At 63.8% G+C, this 22,644-nt stretch carries 17 protein-coding genes; 16 read left to right on the top strand and 1 reads right to left on the bottom strand.

The genetic code is table 11. The features are described 5' to 3' along the window. Window positions 1-120 precede the first annotated feature (120 nt). The 12 genes from ilvD (at window position 121) to ABEA18_RS13645 (ending at window position 17,602) form a co-directional block, all read left to right on the top strand. Window positions 121-1,842, top strand: coding sequence for a dihydroxy-acid dehydratase (ilvD, locus tag ABEA18_RS13590; protein ID WP_345449920.1), 1,722 nt, complete (start codon window positions 121-123; stop codon window positions 1,840-1,842). Between the two features lie 433 nt (window positions 1,843-2,275). After that, window positions 2,276-4,177 (top strand): acetolactate synthase large subunit, encoded by a 1,902-nt coding sequence (locus ABEA18_RS13595; RefSeq protein ID WP_345449921.1) that lies wholly within the window; start codon window positions 2,276-2,278, stop codon window positions 4,175-4,177. 2 nt (window positions 4,178-4,179) lie between these two features. Then, window positions 4,180-4,692 carry an acetolactate synthase small subunit gene (ilvN, locus tag ABEA18_RS13600; protein ID WP_236811607.1) on the top strand — a complete coding sequence of 171 codons (513 nt, stop codon included), beginning with the start codon at window positions 4,180-4,182 and terminating at the stop codon, window positions 4,690-4,692. A gap of 81 nt (window positions 4,693-4,773) precedes the next feature. Further along, the gene (gene ilvC / locus ABEA18_RS13605) at window positions 4,774-5,799 is read left to right on the top strand and encodes a ketol-acid reductoisomerase (RefSeq protein WP_078108575.1); all 1,026 of its coding nucleotides are present in this window, start codon (window positions 4,774-4,776) and stop codon (window positions 5,797-5,799) included. 184 nt (window positions 5,800-5,983) lie between these two features. Further along, a complete protein-coding gene (gene serA, locus ABEA18_RS13610; protein WP_236811602.1) occupies window positions 5,984-7,579 on the top strand; it encodes a phosphoglycerate dehydrogenase in 1,596 nt (531 codons plus the stop codon). Window positions 7,580-7,789: 210 nt separating this feature from the next. Continuing rightward, window positions 7,790-10,594 carry an ABC transporter permease gene (locus tag ABEA18_RS13615; protein ID WP_345449922.1) on the top strand — a complete coding sequence of 935 codons (2,805 nt, stop codon included), beginning with the start codon at window positions 7,790-7,792 and terminating at the stop codon, window positions 10,592-10,594. Then, a complete protein-coding gene (locus ABEA18_RS13620; RefSeq protein ID WP_345449923.1) occupies window positions 10,591-11,346 on the top strand; it encodes an ABC transporter ATP-binding protein in 756 nt (251 codons plus the stop codon). The genes ABEA18_RS13615 and ABEA18_RS13620 overlap by 4 nt, the downstream gene beginning before the upstream one ends. 247 nt (window positions 11,347-11,593) lie before the next feature. Next, window positions 11,594-13,153, top strand: a complete 1,560-nt coding sequence (gene metG, locus ABEA18_RS13625; RefSeq protein WP_345449924.1) for a methionine--tRNA ligase — start codon at window positions 11,594-11,596, stop codon at window positions 13,151-13,153. 469 nt (window positions 13,154-13,622) lie between these two features. Then, window positions 13,623-14,342: a hypothetical protein gene (locus tag ABEA18_RS13630; protein ID WP_345449925.1), complete on the top strand. Its 720-nt coding sequence runs from the start codon at window positions 13,623-13,625 to the stop codon at window positions 14,340-14,342. Window positions 14,343-14,414: 72 nt separating this feature from the next. Continuing rightward, on the top strand, window positions 14,415-15,206 hold the full coding sequence (locus ABEA18_RS13635) for a class F sortase (RefSeq protein ID WP_345449926.1): 792 nt from the start codon (window positions 14,415-14,417) through the stop codon (window positions 15,204-15,206). 84 nt (window positions 15,207-15,290) lie between these two features. Further along, window positions 15,291-16,355, top strand: a complete 1,065-nt coding sequence (locus tag ABEA18_RS13640; RefSeq protein ID WP_425550528.1) for a 3-isopropylmalate dehydrogenase — start codon at window positions 15,291-15,293, stop codon at window positions 16,353-16,355. 134 nt (window positions 16,356-16,489) lie between these two features. After that, window positions 16,490-17,602, top strand: coding sequence for a branched-chain amino acid aminotransferase (locus tag ABEA18_RS13645; protein ID WP_345449927.1), 1,113 nt, complete (start codon window positions 16,490-16,492; stop codon window positions 17,600-17,602). 226 nt (window positions 17,603-17,828) lie between these two features. Here ABEA18_RS13645 and ABEA18_RS13650 read toward each other — a convergent pair whose 3' ends face one another. Beyond that, a complete protein-coding gene (locus tag ABEA18_RS13650; RefSeq protein ID WP_345449928.1) occupies window positions 17,829-18,560 on the bottom strand; it encodes an SGNH/GDSL hydrolase family protein in 732 nt (243 codons plus the stop codon). Between the two features lie 139 nt (window positions 18,561-18,699). On the opposite strand from ABEA18_RS13650, the gene ABEA18_RS13655 reads away from it, so the two are divergent. The 4 genes from ABEA18_RS13655 to ABEA18_RS13670 all read left to right on the top strand — a co-directional run bounded on the left by ABEA18_RS13655 (window position 18,700) and on the right by ABEA18_RS13670 (window position 22,643). Continuing rightward, complete coding sequence (locus tag ABEA18_RS13655; RefSeq protein ID WP_345449929.1) at window positions 18,700-19,482, top strand: MBL fold metallo-hydrolase; 783 nt, start codon at window positions 18,700-18,702, stop codon at window positions 19,480-19,482. 57 nt (window positions 19,483-19,539) lie between these two features. Further along, a complete protein-coding gene (locus ABEA18_RS13660; RefSeq protein WP_241707477.1) occupies window positions 19,540-20,316 on the top strand; it encodes a fumarylacetoacetate hydrolase family protein in 777 nt (258 codons plus the stop codon). 87 nt (window positions 20,317-20,403) lie between these two features. Beyond that, on the top strand, window positions 20,404-21,918 hold the full coding sequence (gene gltX, locus ABEA18_RS13665) for a glutamate--tRNA ligase (protein WP_345449930.1): 1,515 nt from the start codon (window positions 20,404-20,406) through the stop codon (window positions 21,916-21,918). Window positions 21,919-21,929: 11 nt separating this feature from the next. Next, window positions 21,930-22,643: an HAD family hydrolase gene (locus ABEA18_RS13670; RefSeq protein ID WP_345449931.1), complete on the top strand. Its 714-nt coding sequence runs from the start codon at window positions 21,930-21,932 to the stop codon at window positions 22,641-22,643. Window position 22,644 lies beyond the last annotated feature (1 nt).

Here is a 22,644-nt window from a genome sequence, read left to right on the forward strand (position 1 = left end):
TCACATATTGAGACAACTGTCCAGTATTTGAATGAAATATTGAATGAAATAGCGCTAAATTCGCCTTAACCCGCCGAACATGTTCGTTGGCCACAGCCCAAGAGTCATAGACTCGTGCCCATGAGTGACCACACCCCAATTGCGACAGACAACCAGCCGGACATCAAGCCACGCAGCCGGGTCGTAACGGACGGCATCCATGCCGCCCCCGCGCGAGGCATGTTCCGGGCCGTAGGCATGGGCGATGACGACTTCGCCAAGCCCCAAATCGGCGTCGCGAGCTCGTGGAACGAAATTACGCCCTGCAACCTTTCGCTGAACCGACTCGCCCAGGGTGCCAAGGAAGGCGTTCACGCGGGCGGCGGTTTCCCCATGCAGTTCGGCACCATTTCCGTTTCGGACGGTATTTCCATGGGCCACGAGGGCATGCACTTTTCCCTTGTTTCGCGCGAAGTCATTGCAGACTCCGTTGAAACCGTCATGCAGGCCGAGCGCATTGACGGCTCCGTTTTGCTGGCAGGCTGCGACAAATCCCTCCCGGGCATGCTCATGGCGGCCGCCCGCCTGGATCTCGCCAGCGTCTTCCTTTACGCCGGTTCCATCATGCCGGGCTGGGTCAAGCTCGAGGACGGCTCGGAGAAGGAAGTCACCCTCATTGACGCCTTCGAAGCCGTCGGCGCATGCGCTGCCGGCAAGATGAGCAGGGGCGACCTGGACCGCATCGAACGTGCGATCTGTCCTGGTGAAGGCGCCTGCGGCGGTATGTACACGGCCAACACCATGGCGTGCATCGGCGAAGCGCTCGGCATGTCCCTGCCGGGCTCGGCTGCCCCGCCCTCGGCAGACCGCCGTCGTGATGACTTTGCCCGCAAGTCCGGCGAGGCAGTGGTCAACCTGCTGCGCCTCGGCATCACCGCCCGGGACATCATGACCAAGAAGGCTTTCGAAAACGCCATCGCCGTCACCATGGCCTTCGGTGGTTCCACGAACGCCGTCCTGCACCTGCTCGCGATCGCCCGTGAAGCCGAGGTCGAACTGACCCTGGACGACTTCAACCGCATCGGCGACAAGATCCCGCACCTGGGTGACCTGAAGCCCTTCGGCCGCTATGTCATGACCGACGTGGACAAGATCGGCGGCGTGCCGGTCATCATGAAGGCGCTGCTCGACGCCGGCCTGCTGCACGGCGACTGCCTGACGGTCACGGGAAAGACCCTTGCCGAGAACCTGGCTTCCATCAACCCGCCGGACCTCGACGGCAAGATCCTGCGTGCCCTGGACAACCCGATCCACAAGACCGGCGGCATCACCATCCTGCACGGTTCGATGGCCCCGGAAGGTGCCGTCGTGAAGAGCGCCGGCTTCGATGCCGATGTCTTCGAAGGGACCGCCCGCGTGTTCGAACGCGAGCAGGGTGCCCTCGACGCTTTGGACAAGGGTGAGATCAAGGCCGGGGACGTCGTCGTGATCCGTTACGAAGGACCCAAGGGCGGCCCGGGCATGCGTGAGATGCTCGCCATCACCGGCGCCATCAAGGGCGCGGGCCTCGGCAAGGACGTTCTCCTGCTGACCGACGGTCGCTTCTCGGGCGGAACCACGGGTCTCTGCATCGGGCACGTTGCGCCTGAAGCCGTCGACGGCGGTCCTATCGCCTTCGTCAAGGACGGCGACAAGATCCGCGTGGACATCGCCGCCCGTTCGTTCGACCTCCTGGTGGACGAAGCCGAACTCGAGTCCCGCAAGGTCGGCTGGGAGCCCCTCCCGGCCAAGTTCACCAAGGGCGTCCTCGCGAAGTACGCCAAGCTGGTGCACAGCGCCTCCACAGGCGCGTATTGCGGGTGACGCTAAGTACCCCATGCCTCCAGCGGTGACAAGGCCGCTGGAGGCGGCAGGGCTTAATAAGGGCTGGTCCGAGGGGCCCCGGCCGGACGGCGTTCGCGCCGGAGGGTTGGGGTAGGACCAGCCCGTGGACAATGGGGTCCACATAGTGAGATGACATCTTTATCGTTTGACACCTATCTCACTAAGAGGGAACACTGAACGCATGATCGCATTCGTTACTGTCGGCGCCACCGTGGGCACTGTCGTACTTACCAAGCGCGTGGCCTCCTAGCCCGACTGGTAACGAACCGTCACGCGCAACCCCTCGAAGAGCCGCAAGGCTGAGGGGTTTTTTTATTTCCCGCAGGGGACGGCGCATTGAGCAAGAACCCGCATGAACGCAGTACCCAAGCAGTAACTTTCACTAATTGAAGATCCCCAAAGGAAGAGTCCGATGAGCAAAGGATCGCCGATCAGCCCCTCGCTGATGGCTGCAAAGTCCGCTGGAGCCCCCAAGGCTCCGGAAAAGGTCGACCGTCCGGCTGACGCCGTCGTCGACAATGCTGCAACTCTCTCTCCCGTACTCGGGCCGAACAACGTTGTACCCCCAACGGTGATGACCGGCTCGGAAGCTATTGTCCGCTCGCTCGAAGAACTCGGCGTGGACGATATTTTTGGTTTGCCCGGTGGCGCGATCCTCCCCACCTATGACCCTTTGATGGCCTCCAAGATGAATCACGTCCTGGTCCGTCACGAACAGGGAGCCGGCCACGCAGCGCAAGGCTACGCCATGGTTACCGGACGGGTTGGCGTCTGCATCGCCACCTCGGGCCCCGGTGCCACCAACCTCGTTACCGCCATCATGGATGCCCATATGGACTCCGTGCCCCTCGTTGCGATTACCGGCCAGGTATCGGCTTCTGTCATTGGCACGGACGCCTTCCAGGAAGCGGACATCGTCGGCATCACCATGCCGATCACGAAGCATTCCTTCCTGGTGACGGATCCCAACGATATTCCGCATGTCATGGCCGAGGCTTTCTACCTTGCGAGCACCGGTCGTCCCGGTCCCGTCTTGGTGGACATCGCCAAGAACGCCCAGCAGGGCACCATGACCTTCTCGTGGCCGCCCAAGATCGATTTGCCGGGCTATCGTCCGGTGGTCCGCGGACACAACAAGCAGGTGCGCGAGGCTGCCCGGCTGATCGCTGCGGCAAGCAAGCCCGTCCTGTATGTCGGCGGCGGTGTAGTCAAGGCGCACGCATCGGCCGAACTACGCGAGCTCGCGGAACTCACAGGCGCTCCCGTGGTGACCACACTCATGGCCCGTGGCGCGTTCCCGGATTCCCACCCCCAGCACGTCGGCATGCCCGGCATGCACGGCACGGTTTCTGCGGTTACTGCACTGCAGCAGTCCGATCTGTTGATCACCCTTGGCGCGCGCTTCGATGACCGCGTGACGGGTGTCCTCAGCACCTTCGCTCCGCACGCAAAGATCATCCACGCGGACATCGACCCTGCGGAGATCTCCAAGAACCGCACCGCCGACGTTCCGATCGTGGGCTCCGTCAAGGAGATCATTCCGGAACTGAGCGAGGCTGTCCGCAACGCTTTCGAGCAATCCGGCACCCCGGACCTCGACGGTTGGTGGGCGTTCCTCAACAACCTCCGCGATACCTACCCTCTGGGTTGGACCGAGCCGGAAGACGGACTCAGTGCCCCCCAGCGGGTCATCGAACGCATTGGTGCGCTCACGGGCCCGGAAGGCATCTACGTTGCAGGCGTTGGCCAGCACCAGATGTGGGCCGCGCAGTTCATCAAGTACGAGCGTCCCCACGCCTGGCTGAACTCCGGCGGTGCCGGCACCATGGGTTATGCCGTGCCGGCAGCCATGGGCGCCAAGGTCGGCGAACCCGACCGCGTGGTCTGGGCGATCGACGGCGATGGCTGCTTCCAGATGACCAACCAGGAACTGGCCACCTGCGCCATCAACAAGATTCCCATCAAGGTTGCCATCATCAACAACTCCTCGCTGGGCATGGTGCGCCAGTGGCAGACCCTCTTCTATGAAGGCCGCTACTCCAACACCGACCTGAACACCGGCCACGACACCGTCCGTATCCCCGACTTCGTCAAGCTCGCAGACGCCTACGGCTGCGCTGCCTTCCGCTGCGAGCGGGACGAGGATATCGACGCAACCATCCAGAAGGCCCTGGAAATCAATGACCGTCCTGTGGTCATCGACTTCGTGGTCAGCCCGAACTCCATGGTGTGGCCGATGGTCCCCTCCGGAGTCTCGAACGACCAGATCCAGGTTGCCCGCAACATGACCCCGGAATGGGAAGAGGAGGACTAGCCATGAGCCGCCACACACTGTCTGTTCTGGTCGAAGACAAGCCCGGCGTGCTGACCCGCGTGGCCAGCCTCTTCGCCCGGAGGGCCTTCAACATCAACTCCCTGGCCGTCGGCCCGACCGAGGTCTCCGGGATTTCCCGGATGACCGTCGTCGTCGACGCCGATGGCGACCTCATCGAGCAGGTCACCAAACAGCTCAACAAACTGATCAACGTGATCAAGATTGTCGAGCTGACTCCAGAATCTTCCGTGCAGCGTGACCACATCCTGGTCAAGGTACGTGCGGATGCCGCGACACGCCTGCAGGTCACCCAAGCTGCAGACTTGTTCCGTGCCTCAGTGGTTGACGTTTCCACAGACTCGGTGGTCATTGAGGCAACCGGTACCCCGGAAAAGCTCGCAGCGCTGCTTTCAGTGCTCGAGCCGTTCGGCATCCGCGAAATAGTGCAGTCCGGCACCTTGGCCGTTGGGCGGGGATCCCGCTCCATGAGTGACAGGGCGTTGCGCAGCGCTTAGGCACTGTCCTAGGTACTGCGTAGTAGCCCGATACCGAACCACAGACAATATCTACAAAACCACTCAAGAGGAGTTACGCAAGTGACTGAAATGTTCTACGACGACGACGCAGACCTGTCGATCATCCAGGGTCGCAAGGTTGCCATTGTCGGCTACGGTTCCCAGGGCCACGCCCACGCGCTGAACCTGCGCGACTCGGGCGTCGAGGTTGTCATCGCGCTCAAGGAAGGCTCGAAGTCGATCGCCAAGGCCGAGGACGCGGGCTTCACGGTCAAGAACGTTGCCGACGCCGCCGAATGGGCCGACGTCATCATGATCCTGGCACCGGACCAGCACCAGCGCGCGATCTACAACGACTCCATCAAGGACAAGCTGACCGCCGGCAAGGCCCTTGCCTTCGCCCACGGCTTCAACATCCGCTTCGGGTACATCGAGGCGCCCGAGGGCGTTGACGTCATCCTGATCGCCCCGAAGGCTCCCGGACACACCGTCCGCCGCGAGTTCGAAGCCGGCCGCGGTATCCCGGACATCATCGCCGTCGAGCAGGACGCTTCCGGTTCCGCTTGGGAACTGGCCAAGTCCTACGCGAAGGCAATCGGCGGCACGCGCGCCGGCGTCATCAAGACCACCTTCACCGAAGAGACCGAAACCGACCTCTTCGGTGAGCAGGCTGTCCTGTGCGGCGGCGTCTCCCAGCTGATCCAGTACGGCTTCGAGACCCTGACCGAAGCCGGCTACCAGCCGCAGATCGCCTACTTCGAGGTTCTTCACGAGCTCAAGCTCATCGTTGACCTCATGTGGGAGGGCGGCATCGCCAAGCAGCGCTGGAGCGTTTCCGACACCGCAGAGTACGGCGACTACGTCTCCGGCCCGCGCGTCATCGACCCCCGGGTCAAGGAAAACATGGCCGGCGTCCTCGCCGACATCCAGTCCGGTGCCTTCGCCAAGCGTTTCATCGACGACCAGGACAACGGTGCCGTCGAGTTCAAGGAACTGCGGGCCAAGGCAGAGCAGCACCCCATCGAGGGTGTCGGCCGCGAGCTGCGTTCCCTGTTCTCCTGGCAGCAGCAGGACGAGGACTACGTCGAAGGCTCCGCAGCGCGCTAGTCAAGGCACCCGTTGAAGCCGCGGCAGGAGCCGTAGCAATTCAACACAGAACGCCGTTCGGGATAGGCTCGAAATGAAGCCGCCCGGCATGGAGGCCGGACCCGGTATACCGGGTCCGGCCTTCGTCGTCAAAGAATCGTTTCACCAAAACCCCACCTGAAAAAGAGAGCTAAAGAGGTCACCGGTGACTAGCACCAAGCCAGTAGTACTCCTCGCTGAGGAACTTTCGCCCGCCACGATCGAGGCCCTTGGCCCGGACTTCGAGATCCGCCAAACCGACGGTGCGGACCGCTCCCAGCTGCTCTCCGCAATCGTCGACGTCGACGCCATCCTCGTGCGTTCAGCCACCCAGGTGGACGCCGAGGCAATTGCCGCAGCCAAGAACCTCAAGATCATCGCGCGTGCCGGCGTCGGCCTGGACAACGTGGACATCAAGGCCGCCACCCAGGCCGGCGTCATGGTGGTCAACGCCCCGACGTCGAACATTGTGTCCGCTGCCGAGCTGACGGTCGGCCACATCCTCAGCCTTGCCCGCCACATCCCCCAGGCCAGTTCCGCCCTGAAGGGCGGGGAGTGGAAGCGCTCCAAGTACACGGGCATCGAACTCTTCGAGAAGAAGATCGGCATCATCGGCCTCGGACGCATCGGAGCGCTCGTGGCCGCCCGCCTGCAAGGCTTCGAGACCGAGATCCTCGCCTACGACCCCTACATCACTTCCGCACGCGCGGCGCAGCTCGGCGTCAAGCTCGTCACCCTCGACGAGCTGCTGGAGAAGTCCGACTTCATCACCATCCACATGCCTAAAACCCCGGAAACAGTGGGCATGCTGGGCGCCGACGCTTTCAAGAAGATGAAGGAAACGGCCTACGTTGTCAATGTCGCCCGTGGCGGCCTCATCGATGAAGAGGCCCTCCACGAGGCCTTGGAAGACGGACAGATCGCCGGTGCAGGCATCGACGTCTTCGTCAAGGAGCCGAGCACCGACCTTCCTTTCTTCGGCATGGACAATGTCATCGTGACGCCCCACTTGGGTGCCTCCACGGACGAAGCCCAGGAAAAGGCCGGCGTCTCCGTGGCGAAGTCCGTGCGCCTCGCCCTCGCCGGCGAACTCGTGCCGGATGCTGTCAACGTTGCCGGTGGCGTGATCGCTTCCGACGTCCGCCCCGGAATCCCGCTGATCGAAAAACTCGGCCGGATCTTCACGGCCCTGACCCACGCATCCCTGACGCAGATCGACGTCGAGGTCGCGGGCGAAATCGCGAGCCTGGACGTGAAGGTCCTCGAACTGGCGGCGCTCAAGGGCGTATTCGCCGACGTCGTGACCGAGCAGGTCTCCTACGTCAACGCGCCCGTCATCGCCGAGCAGCGCGGCATCAACACCCGCCTGATCACGACGCCGGAAGCCGAGGACTACCGCAACGTCCTGACCATCCGCGGGGCACTCAGTGACGGCTCACAGATTTCCGTGGCCGGCACGCTCACCGGACCCAAGCAGGTCCAGAAGCTTGTAGGCGTCAACGGCTACGACGTCGAAATACCGATCAGCGAACACTTGGTGGTTGTTTCCTACGCGGACCGCCCCGGTGTCATCGGCACCATTGGCCACATCCTGGGCATGAACAACATCAATATCGGTGGCATGCAGGTGGCACGCCAGAGCGAAGGCGGCCAGGTCTTGGCGCTGCTGACGATCGACACTTCGGTGCCGCAGCAGGTCCTTGAAGCAATCAAGGCGGGCATCGGCGCCGACATGGTTCGCGAAGTGGATCTGGAGGACTAGCATCCTCACCGTTTGAGCTAGAAAAGTGTGCCGCACTTCACATCGGCCACATAACATTGGCCGGTCTGCCTACAATGGCTTGGTCCGAAATTCGGAACCGGCGGCAGGCCGGCCAATAACTTTTGCACGCACCCGGTGGATTCCTATTGCCTCGGCATGGTTCCAGGGACAGCAGTGTGCACACCCGCAATCCAGGACTCAGGGAGCCCTATGAACGCCGTCCAGAGGTTCATCAGAAGCCGTGTGCTTCTGTTGACCGCGGCCATTTTGATCGTCGCCATGTGTTTGTCCGTATTCATCCAGAGCCAGTCGCAGGCCGCGCTGAACCGGACAGTGGATGAGAACTCACGCGGCCTGTACGACATCCTGGTCCAGGCCAAGTCCGCGAATGCCAAGGACGGCGGGGCACTCCTCCAGCCGGACATCGCGAACGGCCAGGGCGGCATCAGCTTCCCGCAACTCGAGAAGATCCGCGGGCTGAGCGGTGCGTCGGTAGCGGCGCCCATCAGCCTCGTGTCCCGGGTGACGCAGAACCTGGAAACTCCGCGGCTTGATGCTATGGATTACCTTGGCTACAACGCGGGGCTGGCTGGTGGAGCCACCGCGGGAGATCCGACCGGAACGGACTCCAAGAGCTGGCCCGCGCCGGAGTCCGTCCTCCCCGCGCAGCCCAAGAAGTACCGCCTCACCGCCACTGCCGTGAGCTCCGACGGAGTGTCCGAGCAAACCCTCTTCCAGACCAGCGCTGAAGGCACGCTCGGCAAGGGGCAGGTCGTGGAGCAGCAGACTGCCGGAGGCAAGAGCATCCGCATCGCCGGGCCCGCGGGAGAGACCGGCATCAAGTTCCCCGCTCCTGCCGGCGGCTCGGAGCACAACCTCTTCAACCTGTCGGTGGCGCTGCCCATGGCTCCACAGGTCACCGAGTCTGTCGTCGCCGTCGATCCGACAGCTGAACGCGCCCTCCTGGGCTCGGCCGGAGACTTCCTCGCACCGCTGCAAAAGGCGCCGCCGGCCGACACCCGCAACGCGGGGGCCATCGGCCGCTACTTCGAACAACTCTTCGCCAAGAGCCCCACGCAGCAGGAACTCGAGCAGGGCCCGGATTTCATGGGGGTCAAGCTCAAATACTGGGCGCCCCTCATGACCCAGTACCAGCAGGCAAAACTGTCCGGCCAGATCACGGATGCCTCGCAGGCTATTCCTTTGATCGTCCGGCAGGGAACCTCGCTGGATCTGAAGTACTCGGTCAAAATCCAGGAAATCGATGATTCGGGCAAGGTCGTCAACGACGTCGGCACTGTCTCACGTTCCTTGGACAAGGACTACCTGCCGTTCGTGTCAAAGTCGCCGTTCGCCCTGTCATGGCCCGGGTCCACCGACCACAGTCAGTTGCTCGGTAACATGGGCAACTTCAGCCAAGGCCTGTACCAGCCGGCCCAGTGGAGCACGGACTTCGCAGCCGCACCCAAGTACAAGGACGGCGAAACCTCTGCGAATGGAGCCGTTGCCAAGTCCGCCACACCGGGGGACTGGGTCACCGTCAACAAGTTGCCTGAGAAGTCGGCCTTCGGTGCGATCGTGGACCAGAGCCAACGCAAGCCGGTCGACGAGCGCTCCTACCGGGAGAACCTTGCCACGGGCTCGAAGCCCGCGACCCCGCTGCCGATGGTCTACGGGACGTTTGATCCTGCCCAGATCCAGAAAGCGGCCGGCGACGTCAACAAGCTGCCCTTGGGTGGCTACGACCCGGCTCCGATGACGCTCCAGAAGGACGCTTCGGGCAATGACACCGCAGCCAAGGGCCTCAAGCCTTCGCTGAGCGCCACCGGCCTGGTCAGCCAGTCTGCCGGTGCCATCACCGACTACTACGGCCTTGCCGCAGCGCGCGGTTACGATTCCAACGCCAACGTCATCGACGCCGTCCGGGTCCGCGCCAGCGCGCCGGGGAACTGGAAGCAGGCCCAACCGGAGGTCGACAAGCTCGCGGCGCAGATCCGCGACATGGGTCTACAAGCCACAGTGGTGGCCGGCTCCGCGCGTGAAGACGCCAACATCTTCGTCCCGGGATATTCCAAGGACGACGCCGGCAAGGAATCCGCCCTGGGCACCGTCCAGCAATCGTGGGTTCGGCAGGATGCCGCCGATGCCGTTTCCGGTTCCCTGACGGGCACCAATATCACCCTTCTCTTCCTGACGCTGTGCGGGGCCACTCTCCTGACCGGCGCTTCCACAGTCAGCTATATCCGCCAGCGCCGCAGCGAGGCGGGGATCCTCCGCGCCATGGGCTGGACCCAGAGGAAAATCCGAAGTTGGGTCCTCGAGGAGTTCGGCATCGGTGCGGGCATCGTCGCCGTGGCAGGCATTGCGCTGAGCCTTCTGAGCTGGAACCTGGCCACGGTCATTGTTTCCGCGTCCGTGTTGCTCATTTACTGCGCCGCCGCATACATCGCGGCCCAGCAATTGCGGCACCGCGACATCGTTGACCAGGAACCCCAACACGATGAACGCCTGATCCCGGTGGATTCGCCGCTGACGTTTGCGTACCGCCAACTGGTCACCCACCGCTTCAGCTCAGTCGCGCTGGCTGTGGCTGTGGGAGTGTTCGGGGCGGCCGTCGGTGCCCTGATCGCCTTGCTCATTGACATCCCGCGCGCAGCTGGAGCCAGCGCCCTCAGCGGGCTCGCCTCAGCTACCGTAGCCCTGCCGAGCGTCATCCTGGCAGTCTGCGGAGTGCTCGTGGGCCTCGTACTGACCTTGGTCACGGGTCGGTTCGAACTCCAGGCCAGGCGGGAGCAGCTCGGCACTCTCCGGGCCATGGGCTGGAACCCGGACATGCTGGGGCAGGTCCGGTTCTTCGAAAATGCCTTGGTCGGAGCAGTTGCCCTGATCCTCGGCGTCGTGGGGGCGCTGGGTCTGGGCCTGTTGCTCGCTCCTTATGCCGCACTTTGGGCCGCTTTGGCCGGAGTGGTGGCCGTAATTTGCTGGATTCCCATTGCAACGAAAGTGGTCAAATGACTGACAACCTCGAACCCGATCTGACCGCGACCACGGAATCCACCGACGAGTCGTTCCAGACGCGCGCCAACACCATCTTGCGGGCCGCTGACCACGGTATGCCCCTGCAGTTGAGCAACATCACCATCCGCTACGGCGGTGACAAGGGTGGCGCGGAGCCCGTCACCGTCGTCGAGGACTTCAACCTGAACCTGCACGCCGGTGAGATGCACTGCGTCGCCGGGCGAAGCGGCTCAGGCAAGACCAGCATCCTGACGGTGGGAGCGGGACTCACGCTTCCGACGTCGGGCCGTGTCCTGTGGGAGGGCGATTCCCTCGAGAAGATGGGCGACGACGAAATCGCCGACCGTCGCCGCGCCCTGATCGGGTACGTGGACCAGGGCGGCGCCTTGATCGACGGCATGAGCGCTTTGGAGAACGTGCTGTTGCCGGCCGTTCCCGACGGCGAAGTGGAGCAGCGCACGGAAATGGCCAAGGACCTGCTGGACCTGGTGGGGCTGGGCCGGCGCATGCGCCACCGTCCGGCGCAGCTGTCCGGCGGTGAGCGCCAGCGTGTCGCGATCGCCCGGGCCCTGATCCTGGGCACCCGTGTCCTGGTGGTGGACGAGCCAACGGCAAGCCTGGACCGCACTTCGGCAAACCGCATCATCAGCATCCTGAAGGACACCACCAGCGACGGCATCGCCGTGCTGGTGGCGTCGCACGACCACGAGCTTGTCAGGCTCAGCGACACGCTGACTGAATTGAACTAGTCCCCACCACCACCCTCGCCTCGCAAGTCCCCAGCCGCCCCCTAGCTTCGCAAGTCCCCAGCCGCCCCCTAGCTTCGCAAGCTCAGCCAGGGAACCCGGCGGCTGTGGGCCCACAGCCAGGGAACCCGGCGGCTGTGGGCCCACGGCCAGGGAACCTTGGCGGCGTGGGCCCCCCGCTGCTTCCGGACCGGCCGTCACATGCGGCCGGTCCGGTCTTTCCATCTCCAAGAGAAGGTAACTTCGTAGAGTGACGTCTCCAGATAAACCCCCGTTCTACATCACCACCGCCATTACGTATCCGAACGGCGAGCCGCATATCGGGCATGCCTACGAGTACATCGCCACCGACGCGATGGCCCGGTTCAAGCGCCTCGATGGCTATGACGTGATGTTCCTGACCGGTACGGACGAGCACGGCATGAAGATTGCCCAGGCTGCGGAGAAAGAAGGCATCACGCCCAAGGAACTCGTGGACCGGAATGCCGAAATCTACAAGGCAGCCCACGCTGCCTTGGGCATCTCCTACGATCGCTTCATCCGCACCACGGACGCCGATCACTACGCCGCTTCCCAGGCCATCTGGAAGAAGATGGAAGCCAAGGGGGACATTTACCTGTCCAAGTACGAGGGCTGGTACTCGGTCCGCGACGAGGCTTACTACACCGAGGACGAAACTGTACTGAAGGACGACGGCGTCCGCTACTCGCGCGGTACCGACACCGAGGTGACGTGGACCGCGGAGGAGAGCTACTTCTTCCGCTTGTCCGCCTACCAGGACAGGTTGCTGGCGTTGTACGAGGGGCAACCGGAATTCGGCGCTCCCCAGTATCGCTTCAACGAGGTCATAAGCTTCGTCAAGCAGGGCCTTCAGGACTTGTCCATCAGCCGCACGACTTTCGACTGGGGCGTCCCGGTGCCGGGGAACGACAAACACGTCATGTACGTGTGGGTCGATGCCCTGACCAATTATCTGACGGGGGTCGGTTACCCGGACGCCGAATCGGAGGCGTTCCGCAAGTTCTGGCCCGCGGACGTCCACGTCATTGGCAAGGACATCTCACGGTTCCATGCGATTTTCTGGCCCGCCTTCCTGATGAGCGCCGGCCTGGAACTGCCGAAGCGCGTCATGATCCATGGCTTCCTGACCAACAATGGCGTCAAGATGTCCAAGTCCCTCGGCAACGTGGTGGCCCCTAAGGACTTCGTCGAGCAGTACGGCCTGGACCAGGTGCGCTTCTTCTTCCTCCGCGAAGTGCCCTTCGGTGCCGACGGCAGCTACAACCACGAGGCGATCGTGGGCCGCATGAACGCAGACCTCGCCAACAACTTCGGCAACCTGGCACAGCGTTCGCTGTCCATGGTGGCGAAGAACTGCGAGGGCAAGGTTCCGGTTCCGGGCGATTTCTCGGCGGAGGACACCGCGCTGCTGGCCCAGGCCGGCGGACTGCTGGACGTGGCCCGCGCCGCTTTCGAGAAGCAGGAATTCAGCCGTGCCCTCGAGGCAATCTGGGCCGTGCTGGGTGACACCAACGCGTACTTCGCCGAGCAGGCCCCGTGGGTGCTGCGCAAGACCGACGTCGAGCGCATGAACACCGTGCTGTACGTCACCCTGGAGGTTGTCCGCATCGTGGCGATCCTCGCCCAGCCGGTGATGCCGACGTCGGCGGCCAAGCTGCTTGAGGTCCTGGGACAGCCGGAAGGGGAGGCCCGCCAGTTCGCGGCCATCGCGACGCCGATCGTCCCCGGCACGGAACTCCCGGCCCCGGCCCCGGTCTTCCCGCGTTACGAGGAGCCCGCCGAGGCCTAGACGCCCGCTCACTTAAGTCGCCTTTTGGGCAAACGCCCGCTCACTTAAGTCGCCTTTTGGGCAAACGCTCGCCCACTCTTGCTGCGCGTGACACCCCCTCATCCCACTGGGTGAGGGGGTGTTCCTTTTCCCGCCCCATGATTGGTAAGCGTCCCGAGGCGGATCCGGCGGTTCGCTGGACTTCCAAGTGATACATTCCCGCTGGCGAGTGGAGATCCACTCGGTGCAGGTAGCAGCCGGGACAAGGGACGCTGTTTCCTGCCGGTAAACGCGTACCCGCCACTCGCGTTAATTAGGAGACCGAAACCTAGCCTGAGAAGCAAGCGAACTGATGACACTTTCTGGGGAGTAACTGTCAAGATTCATCTCGCTGGTTGAGGTCTCCCGTACTTGTCTTTCCCGGGTCTCGAAGACGGTTACTCCGCAAAAGTCTGGTCAGCTCGAACCTGATGTGGTTGGAGGGACCGAAATGAAACGAACTATTGCCACCATGGGGGTCGTGGGCCTGGGGTTGTTGGGTGCCACAGTGTCGGCGAATGCTGCACCCTCAGACAAGATCACCATCTGCCACGCCACCCATTCGGCGTCGCACCCTTATATAGCAGTGACCATGAGCCTGTCGGCCCTGTCCGGGCATGTCGCGGATACCGCGGATATCGTACCTGCAAACTCAGGCGACTTCATGCCCAACGGTCAAAACCTGACCCCGGAAAACATCGCCATCCTTAACGCCGGATGCGTAGTTGCGAGCCCGCCCGTGGTCAGCCCTCCCGTGACTAGCCCGCCGACGGAGCCGGCGACAACCCCGCCGACGGACCCGGTGACGAGCCCGCCGACGGACCCGGTGACCACCCCGCCGACGGACCCGGTGACCACCCCGCCGACGGACCCCGTGACTAGCCCCCCGGTGGAGCAGGTGGGGCCCGTGACCTCGCCGGTTGTCACCCCTGTGGTTCCACCCGTCTCTGTGCCGGAAGCGCCCGTGCCTGCAGCCGTCACTCCGGTCGCGGCCGCAACTGCGCCGGACCCCGCAGTAACCAACGTGGGCTACAACGTCCAGACGGCGGTTGGCGCAAAGGCGGACGCAGCTATCCCCGGATGGCTTGCCGGCCTGACTGTTCTCTTCGGCGCAGTGGCCTCGTTTGTAGTCGTGAGGAGCGGGGTGCGGGCCCGCAAGGCAGACCGCTAGGCAAACCCGGCTGGGTGCCGCAATACGATGGGCGGCACCCAGCCACTTGCTCCACTATCTCCAGGAGTGATCATGGCCAGTCACCGCTACACGCGGCAGTCCCGCGTAGTCGGTATCCGTGGCCTGCTGATTAGTTTCAGGGATCTTTTGTTGTTGGCGATCTGCGTCGGGGGGCTGCTCGCGTCCTGGCTGGTCTACGGCGTCTCAGGCCCCGGGAACCCGGCTCCGTTCGGCGCGGGGCCGGCGGGCGGGACGTCCCTCGTGGCCGCGCCGGCCGTCCCCTCGGCTTCGCCCCGGAGTTCTGCTCCCGATTCCGTTGCGGGGAGCCGGGCGCCTTCGTCGCCTGCTCCTGCGAACAAGCCCGGGGAGAACAGGGCGGCAGTGGGCGCCCCTGCGACTGCGCCGGGAACGCCGCCTCTCCCTGCGGCGTCGGCACCGTTGCAGATTACCTACCCGGCGGTCGGCCTGGATGTGGTGGTTCACCCGCTGCGACCGGACCCGGCTGGCGGGCAGAGCATTGAGCCGCCGGAGACGATGGATGCATATTGGCTCAGTACGTTCGGAACCCCCGGAGCGGGCTCGACGAATACCACCTACGTGATCGGGCACAGTTGGGAAGGCCTCGACGCGCCGTTCAACCATCTCAGCTATGCGGCAGCACCCGGGGATGAGCTCAAAGTCGTCACGGCAACGGGAACGATGACATACAAAGTCGAATCCGTCACGACGTACACAAAATCGACTTTGAAAGACAGTCCCGTCTGGGTGGCGGTGCCCGACCGTCTGGTCCTGATCAGCTGCTACACCCAGGATCTCTGGGGCAAAAATGTTGCCGTGGTCGCTTCACCTGTTTCTGGCAAGTAGCTGCCCGCGGAGATAAGACCCCGAGACTGCCCAGATGGTGAGACGATTTTGACCAACATGTGGATGCGTTGGCAGTCTGAAAACATGAGCGCAACGCAACCCGCCGCAACGATCAACCTGGCTGTCATTCCCGGCGACGGCATTGGCCCCGAAGTCATTGCCGAAGCCCTCAAGGTCCTGGAAAAGGTTGTCGCCGAAGAAGGCGTCACCTTGGAACAGACTGAATACAAGCTCGGAGCCCAGCACTGGCTTGAAACTGGCGAAACGCTCCCGGACGAGGTCCTGGCAGATCTGCGCACCCGCGATGCCATCCTGTTCGGCGCCGTCGGTGCGGCCCCGGGGGACACCCGCATTCCTTCCGGGATCATCGAACGCGAGATGCTGCTCAAGCTCCGCTTCAGCCTGGACCATTTCGTGAACCTGCGCCCTTCGCGTCTCTACGGCACGGTGGGCAGCCCGCTGGCCAACCCCGGCAACATCGATTTCATCGTGGTCCGCGAAGGCACCGAGGGTCCGTACGTCGGCAACGGCGGTACGTTGCGCGGTGGCACCCCCCATGAGGTTGCCACCGAAGTGTCGCTCAACACGGCCCACGGCGTCGAGCGCGTCGTCCGGGACGCCTTCCGCCGCGCCAGTGAGCGTCCCCGCAAGCACCTCACCCTCGTGCACAAGCACAACGTCCTGGTCTTCGCAGGCCACCTGTGGAAGCGCACTGTCGAGGCCGTGGCCAGGGAATTCCCCGAGGTCACCCACGACTACCTGCACATCGACGCCGCGACGATCTTCATGGTGACCGACCCTTCCCGCTTTGACGTGATCGTCACTGACAACCTCTTCGGAGACATCATCACAGACCTTGCAGCGGCCATCACCGGTGGCATCGGTCTGGCGGCCTCGGGCAACATCAACATGGACCGCACCGCGCCCTCCATGTTCGAACCCGTCCATGGCTCCGCCCCGGATATCGCGGGACAGCAGAAAGCGGATCCGACCGCCGCCATCTTGTCCGCGGCCTTGTTGCTGGACCACCTCGGCTACACGACCGCCGCCCGCAGGATCGAGGCCGCCGTCGTCGCCGACATCGAAAGCCGCAATGGCGAGAGCCGCAGTACCGCGGCCATCGGCGACGCCATCGCCGCCGCACTTTAGGGCCGGTGCCTGCACTTTAGGGTCGGTGCCCGGGCGTAAGCTTTACTTGAATTATTTACTGCTGCCGTGGTCCGTCGCTGAACCATATCCTCCAAGAGATGGTTCGCTCTGCCTGGTAGCCGACTGGAGGAAACATGACTCAGACTGCCCACGGCGTCGAATTCAGCCAGCAGCTCTCGGAGACCCCGAAGTCTGCTGAGGAGCGTGCAGCTATCCTGGCAAACCCGGGATTTGGCGACTACTTCACCGACAACACCGTCATTGTCGACTACAGCGTTGACACCGAGGGCAAGGGTGGCTGGCACAATGCCCGCGTCGAGGCCTACGGGCCGATTTCCCTTGATCCTTCGGCGGCAGTGCTGCACTACGGCCAGGAGATCTTTGAAGGGCTGAAGGCTTACCGCCATGCTGACGGTTCGGTTTGGACGTTCCGTCCCGAGGCCAATGCCGCCCGGTTGAACAAGTCGGCCCGTCGCTTGGCCCTCCCGGAACTGCCCGAGGAATACTTCCTTGGCGCCATACGCGAACTCGTGCAAGCGGACAAGGAATGGGTTCCGTCCGGCGACGGCGAAGCCCTGTACTTGCGCCCGTTCATGATCGCGACGGAAGCGTTCCTGGGTGTCCGCGCCGCCCGCGAGGTCTCCTTCAGGGTCATCGCTTCTCCGGCCGGCAACTACTTCGGCGGCGAACTCAAGCCGGTATCCATCTGGATCTCCCGTGAATACGCGCGTGCCGGCCGTGGCGGAACCGGCGCAGCCAAGTGCGGCGGAAACTACGCCGCATCCCTGATCGCCCAGATGGAAGCCGAGGAGAACGGCTGCAAGCAGGTCCTCTTCCTGGACCACTTCAACGACGACGCCGTCGAGGAACTCGGGGGCATGAACGTCTTCTTCGTCATGAAGGACGGCTCACTCGTCACCCCCGCACTCACCGGAACCATCCTCGAAGGTGTGACCCGTTCTTCGGTCATACAGGTGGCGAAGGACATGGGCCGCGAGGTTTCCGAGCGCAAGATCACCCTCGCTGAATGGCGCGACGGTGTGGCCTCCGGCGAAATCGCCGAGGTCTTCGCTTGCGGAACCGCGGCCGTCATCACGCCCATCGGCGTGCTCAAGGACAAGACCGAGTTCATCGGCTCCGAGGATGCCAAGGCGGGCGAAACCACCATGGCCATCCGCCGGCAGTTGCTCGGCATCCAGACCGGAACGGTCGAGGACAAGCACGGCTGGCTCACCCGCCTGGCCTAAGTCCCCACCGGCTCCCAAGCCTCGCAAGCTCGGCTCGGGTCCCTCGCCGGCGTGGGCCCTACCGGCTCCCAAGCCTCGCAAGCTCGGCTCGGGTCCCTCGCCGGCGTGGGCCCTACCGGCTCCCAAGCCTCGCAAGCTCGGCTCGGGTCCCTCGCCGGCGTGGGCCCTGTCTTGGAAAATGCCCGACGGCGGCCTCCCACTTTGGTGGGCGGCTCGCCGTCGCCGTTTAACCAGCGAACGGGGGGCTACCGGGGCTGGCTTGCTGGATCCGCGGTCCGATGAGCGCTTCCATCTTGGCCTGCAGATACTGCTGGCCCGCCGCGGACGGATGATCGCCGTCGGGACCAATGAGGTCCGCGGCATCGTCCATGATCCAGCCGAGGTCGATGGGATCAACGAAGTCGGCGCCGGCTTTCAGCGCAGCGGCCCTGTCCTGGTTGCGGACGTCGAGCCTTTCCGCTTCGGGCGAGCTCGTGTACGACGGCGGCCCGACCACCAGGATGTCCGCTTGGGGAGCGCGGGACTTGACTGAGGCGAACGCCCGGGAGGCCGCAGCCTCGGTTTCTCCGGGGGCAGTCCCCATGTCGTTTTCAGAACCAAAGAACAACACCAGGCGGGTCTGGTCGGTTACAGCTGTGTCCACTTGCGAACCGAAGGTCGATCCGTCCTCGCCGACACTGACATAGCCGCTGCCGTCATGCGCGGCATTGACGATGGTCGCTTGGAACTGTTGAAAGCCGGGATCGTTCTCCACTAGATGAGGCCAGGCATCGTCAGGGGAGGTGCCGTGACCTGTGCTGAGGGAGTCTCCGATGATCACCACGGTGGGCTGGGCCGTGGCGGATCGGGGTCCAGCGTCGGAGGAACAGGCGCTGAGGAGTACGAGGACGGAAAGGCAGGCGGTGGCGATCGCCGTCGTCATCAAGAGGGGTTTTCTTCGTCGGGTTTGACTCCGCATTCGACTCCTCCTCCGCAACTGTCCACCTGTATCCGTCCCAGTTCCTTGGCACCATGCTACGTCGTGTGCCGTTCCTGCCTCTTGGAACCGGGTTTCCCGTTGCCGGGTCCGGCTCATTGGCGTGTGCCAAGATGGAGAGGTGAATCCGGTCAATGACGCCACTTTCCAGAACAGCAGTCCCCTCACCCGTTCGCTGCTCGCGCCCAATCCGGGTCCGATGAGCCTCGACGGCACCAACTCGTACGTCATTGCCGCGTCGGACGCTGCTGGCGTGGTCGTCGTCGATCCCGGGCCGCTCGACGAATCGCACCTCGCGGCCCTGGCCGCCACGGGAACTGTGGAACTCGTTCTCATCACCCATCGCCACAAGGACCATACCGAGGCCTCTGCCCGCTTCCACGAACTCACCGGCGCGCCCGTCCGTGCGGCGGATCCGGTGCACTGCCACGGCGGTGAGCCGTTGCGCGGTGGCGAGGTCATCGAGGCCGCAGGCGTTGAGATCCGAGTGCTTGCCACGCCGGGCCATACATCGGACTCAGTCTGCTTCCACCTTCCCGGCGACGGACCCGATGGCTCCGTGCTGACGGGCGATACCATTCTGGGGCGGGGCACCACTGTCCTGGACTATCCCGACGGAAGGCTGGGGGATTACCTCTCGAGCCTCGACGCACTCGAAAGCCTCGGCCCGGCGACGCTGTTGCCCGCGCACGGCCCCGTCCTGCCGGCCGTCGACGCCGTGTGCCGCGAGTACCGGGCCCACAGGGAGATGCGCCTGGACCAGATCCGGGAAGCACTCGCGCGGCTCGGGGCGCAAGCCGAGGTCCAGGCAGTCACCGATGCGGTGTATCCCGACGTCGATCCTTCCGTGCGGTGGGCAGCTGAAACTTCGGTGGCGGCGCAATTGGACTATCTTCGCGGCTAGGGGACCTCCACCACAGTGCGCGCGTGGTAGCCGCCCGCGGACGGTACGCTAGAAACCATGCGTATCGCCCGGTTTGTTGTTGATTCTGATCCCGTCTACGGCGTCGTCGAAGGTGAGCCCGGCAGTGAAGTCATCACTGTCATCCACGGCGACCCTTTCTTCAACGGCGTCGAGCGGACCTCGGTCCGCCACAAGCTGGAAGACGTCCGCCTGCTGGCACCGATCATTCCCCGCAGCAAGGTCATCGGCGTCGGACGGAACTTCGCAGAGCACGCCCGGGAACTCGGTAATGAGGTTCCGCAGCACCCCTTGCTGTTCCTGAAGCCGAACACCGCCGTCGTTGGCCCCAACGATCCAATCGTGTTGCCTGAGTTCTCGGAGGAAGTCTCCTTTGAGGCGGAACTCTGCGTTGTCATTGGCCGCATCTGCAAGGATGTGCCCGAAGATCGCGTGGACGATGTCATTTTCGGTTACACCTGCGGAAACGACCTCACGGCCCGCGACGTCCAGAAGACGGACCTGCAGTGGGCGCGTGCCAAGGGCTTTGATACCTCTGCGCCGCTCGGCCCGTGGATCGAGACGGAACTCGACCCCGAGGACCTGGCCATCAAGGGGTGGCTAAATGGTGAGCTCCGCCAGGACGGCAGCACGAACCAGATGATTCGCAGCGTTCGGGAGCTGGTGTCCATCGTTTCGCAGGCTTTCACGCTGCTTCCGGGTGATGTCATCATGACCGGGACTCCGGCCGGCGTCGGCCTGGTCCAGGAGGGCGACCGCTATGAGATCGAGATCGAAGGCATCGGCCGCTTGTCCAACCCGGTAGTCCGCCGGTAGAGGTTTGGCGGTCCGCCCAGCCGGGCGCTTTGCACCCGCTGGCATTGGGCTTTCCGTCCACCGCCACGGGGTAAAGTTGGAACCATTATGACTACTGTTGCTGCGACGAACTCTGCCGCCATTCCTGCCGTGAACGCTGAAACCCCGGTCCGCGTCCGGTTCTGCCCCTCACCCACGGGAACTCCGCACGTTGGGTTGATCCGCACGGCCCTCTTCAACTGGGCTTACGCACGGCACACGGGTGGCAAACTGGTTTTCCGGATCGAGGACACCGACTCGGCCCGCGACAGCGAGGAGAGCTACCACCAACTGCTTGACGCGTTGAAGTGGCTCGGCATCGACTGGGACGAGGGCGTCGAGGTTGGTGGGCCGCACGAACCGTACCGCCAGTCGCAGCGCAGCGACATGTACCAGGACGTCATCGCCAAGCTCAAAGCCGGCGGTCACATCTATGAGTCGTACTCCACTCCCGAGGAAATCGAAGCACGGCACCGGGCTGCGGGCCGCGACCCGAAGCTCGGGTACGACGGCTTTGACCGCCACGTTACCGAGGAACAGCTCGCCCAGTACAAGGCCGAGGGCCGCAATGCCGTGTTGCGCCTGCGTATGCCGGACGAAGACCTGACCTTCAACGACCTTGTGCGCGGGGAGATCACGTTCAAGGCCGGATCCGTGCCCGACTTCGCCGTGGTGCGCGCCAACGGCGCCCCGCTGTACACACTCGTGAACCCCGTTGACGACGCACTCATGGGCATCACGCACGTACTCCGCGGCGAGGACCTGCTCAGCTCCACTCCGCGGCAGATCGCCCTCTACCGCGCGCTTTACGCCATCGGCGTGGCCGAGTACATGCCCGAGTTCGGCCACCTTCCCTACGTCATGGGCCAGGGCAACAAGAAGCTTTCCAAGCGCGATCCGGAATCCAGCTTGTTCCTGCACCGTGAACGAGGCTTCATCCGTGAAGGATTGCTCAACTACTTGTCCCTCCTGGGCTGGTCCCTAAGCGCCGATGAGGACATCTTCACTGTGGAGCAGCTCGTGGCCAACTTCGACATCCACGACGTCCTGGGCAACCCGGCGCGCTTCGATATCAAGAAGGCCGAAGCCATCAACGGAACGCACGTGCGCATGCTCACTCCGGAGGACTTCCGCCAGCGGCTCGTGCCGTACCTGCGTGCCGCAGGCTTCGTGGGGGAGATCCTGACTCCGCGCCAGGAAGAGATTCTTGCCGAATCCGCGCCGCTGATCCAGGAACGGATCACCCTGCTGGGCGAGGCTCCCGAGATGCTTGCCTTCCTGTTCAAGAACGACGACGCGATCGATGTCGCCGACGACGCCCGCAAGGGACTCCCCGAGAACCTGGGCGAGGTGCTGGACGCCGCGTTGGCTGCGCTCGAACCCCTTGCCGACTGGACAGCAGAAAGCATCCAGGCAGCGCTCAAGCAAGCCTTGGTGGAGGATCTTGGGATGAAGCCGCGCCTCGCGTTCGGCCCGGTGCGCACGGCAATCTCCGGCCGCCGCATCTCGCCGCCGCTGTTCGAATCGATGGTCATCCTGGGCAAGGATTCCTCGCTCACCCGCTTGCGCGCGTTCCGCGGCTAGTTCAGGTACTCGTGATCAGCGCACTTCATGAGTCATTCGGCACGGTCCGGGGTGTCCTGTTCGACATCGACGACACCTTGGTGGACCTTGAGTACGCCATGACCACGGCCCTGCGTGACGTGAGCGAACACCTCCTGCCCGGCCTGGACCAGGCCGGGTGGGAGAAGTTCGGACGAATCTTCACGCACGAAACCACGCATTTCTATGACCGGTACCTCGCCGGTGAATTGACGTTCAATGAGCAGCGCCTCCTGCGGGGCCGCGCGGCCCTTGGGCATTTCGGCGTGGAACTCGGGGGAGAGGACTCCCACACCTGGCTCAATGACTATTCGCGCCTGCAGCCCAGTTACGTCAGGGCCTTCAGCGATGTCCTGCCCGTCCTCGACGTCCTGGACGCCGCAGGCGTCCCCTATGGCGCCGTGAGCAACAATGTCCATGACTACCAGCGGGTGAAGCTCGACAGTGCAGGACTCGCCCGGGTCTCGGTCCTGGTGGGGACGGACACCGTAGGCGTGCCCAAGCCGGACCCGGCCATTTACCTGGAAGGGGTCCGTCGCTTGGGCACCAACCCGGCAGAGACCCTTTTTGTGGGAGACAACCGCCTTCTCGATGCCGACGGTGCCACTGCGGCCGGATTGTTGGGCATCTGGCTGAACCGCACCGGCGAGCTCGCCTCCGACTTTTCGGGCCGGGAAATAGATTCCTTGACACGGCTGCTCGCCTGAG

It is taken from the genome of Arthrobacter gyeryongensis (assembly GCF_039543785.1).
In the GTDB taxonomy this organism is placed as follows: domain Bacteria; phylum Actinomycetota; class Actinomycetes; order Actinomycetales; family Micrococcaceae; genus Arthrobacter; species Arthrobacter gyeryongensis.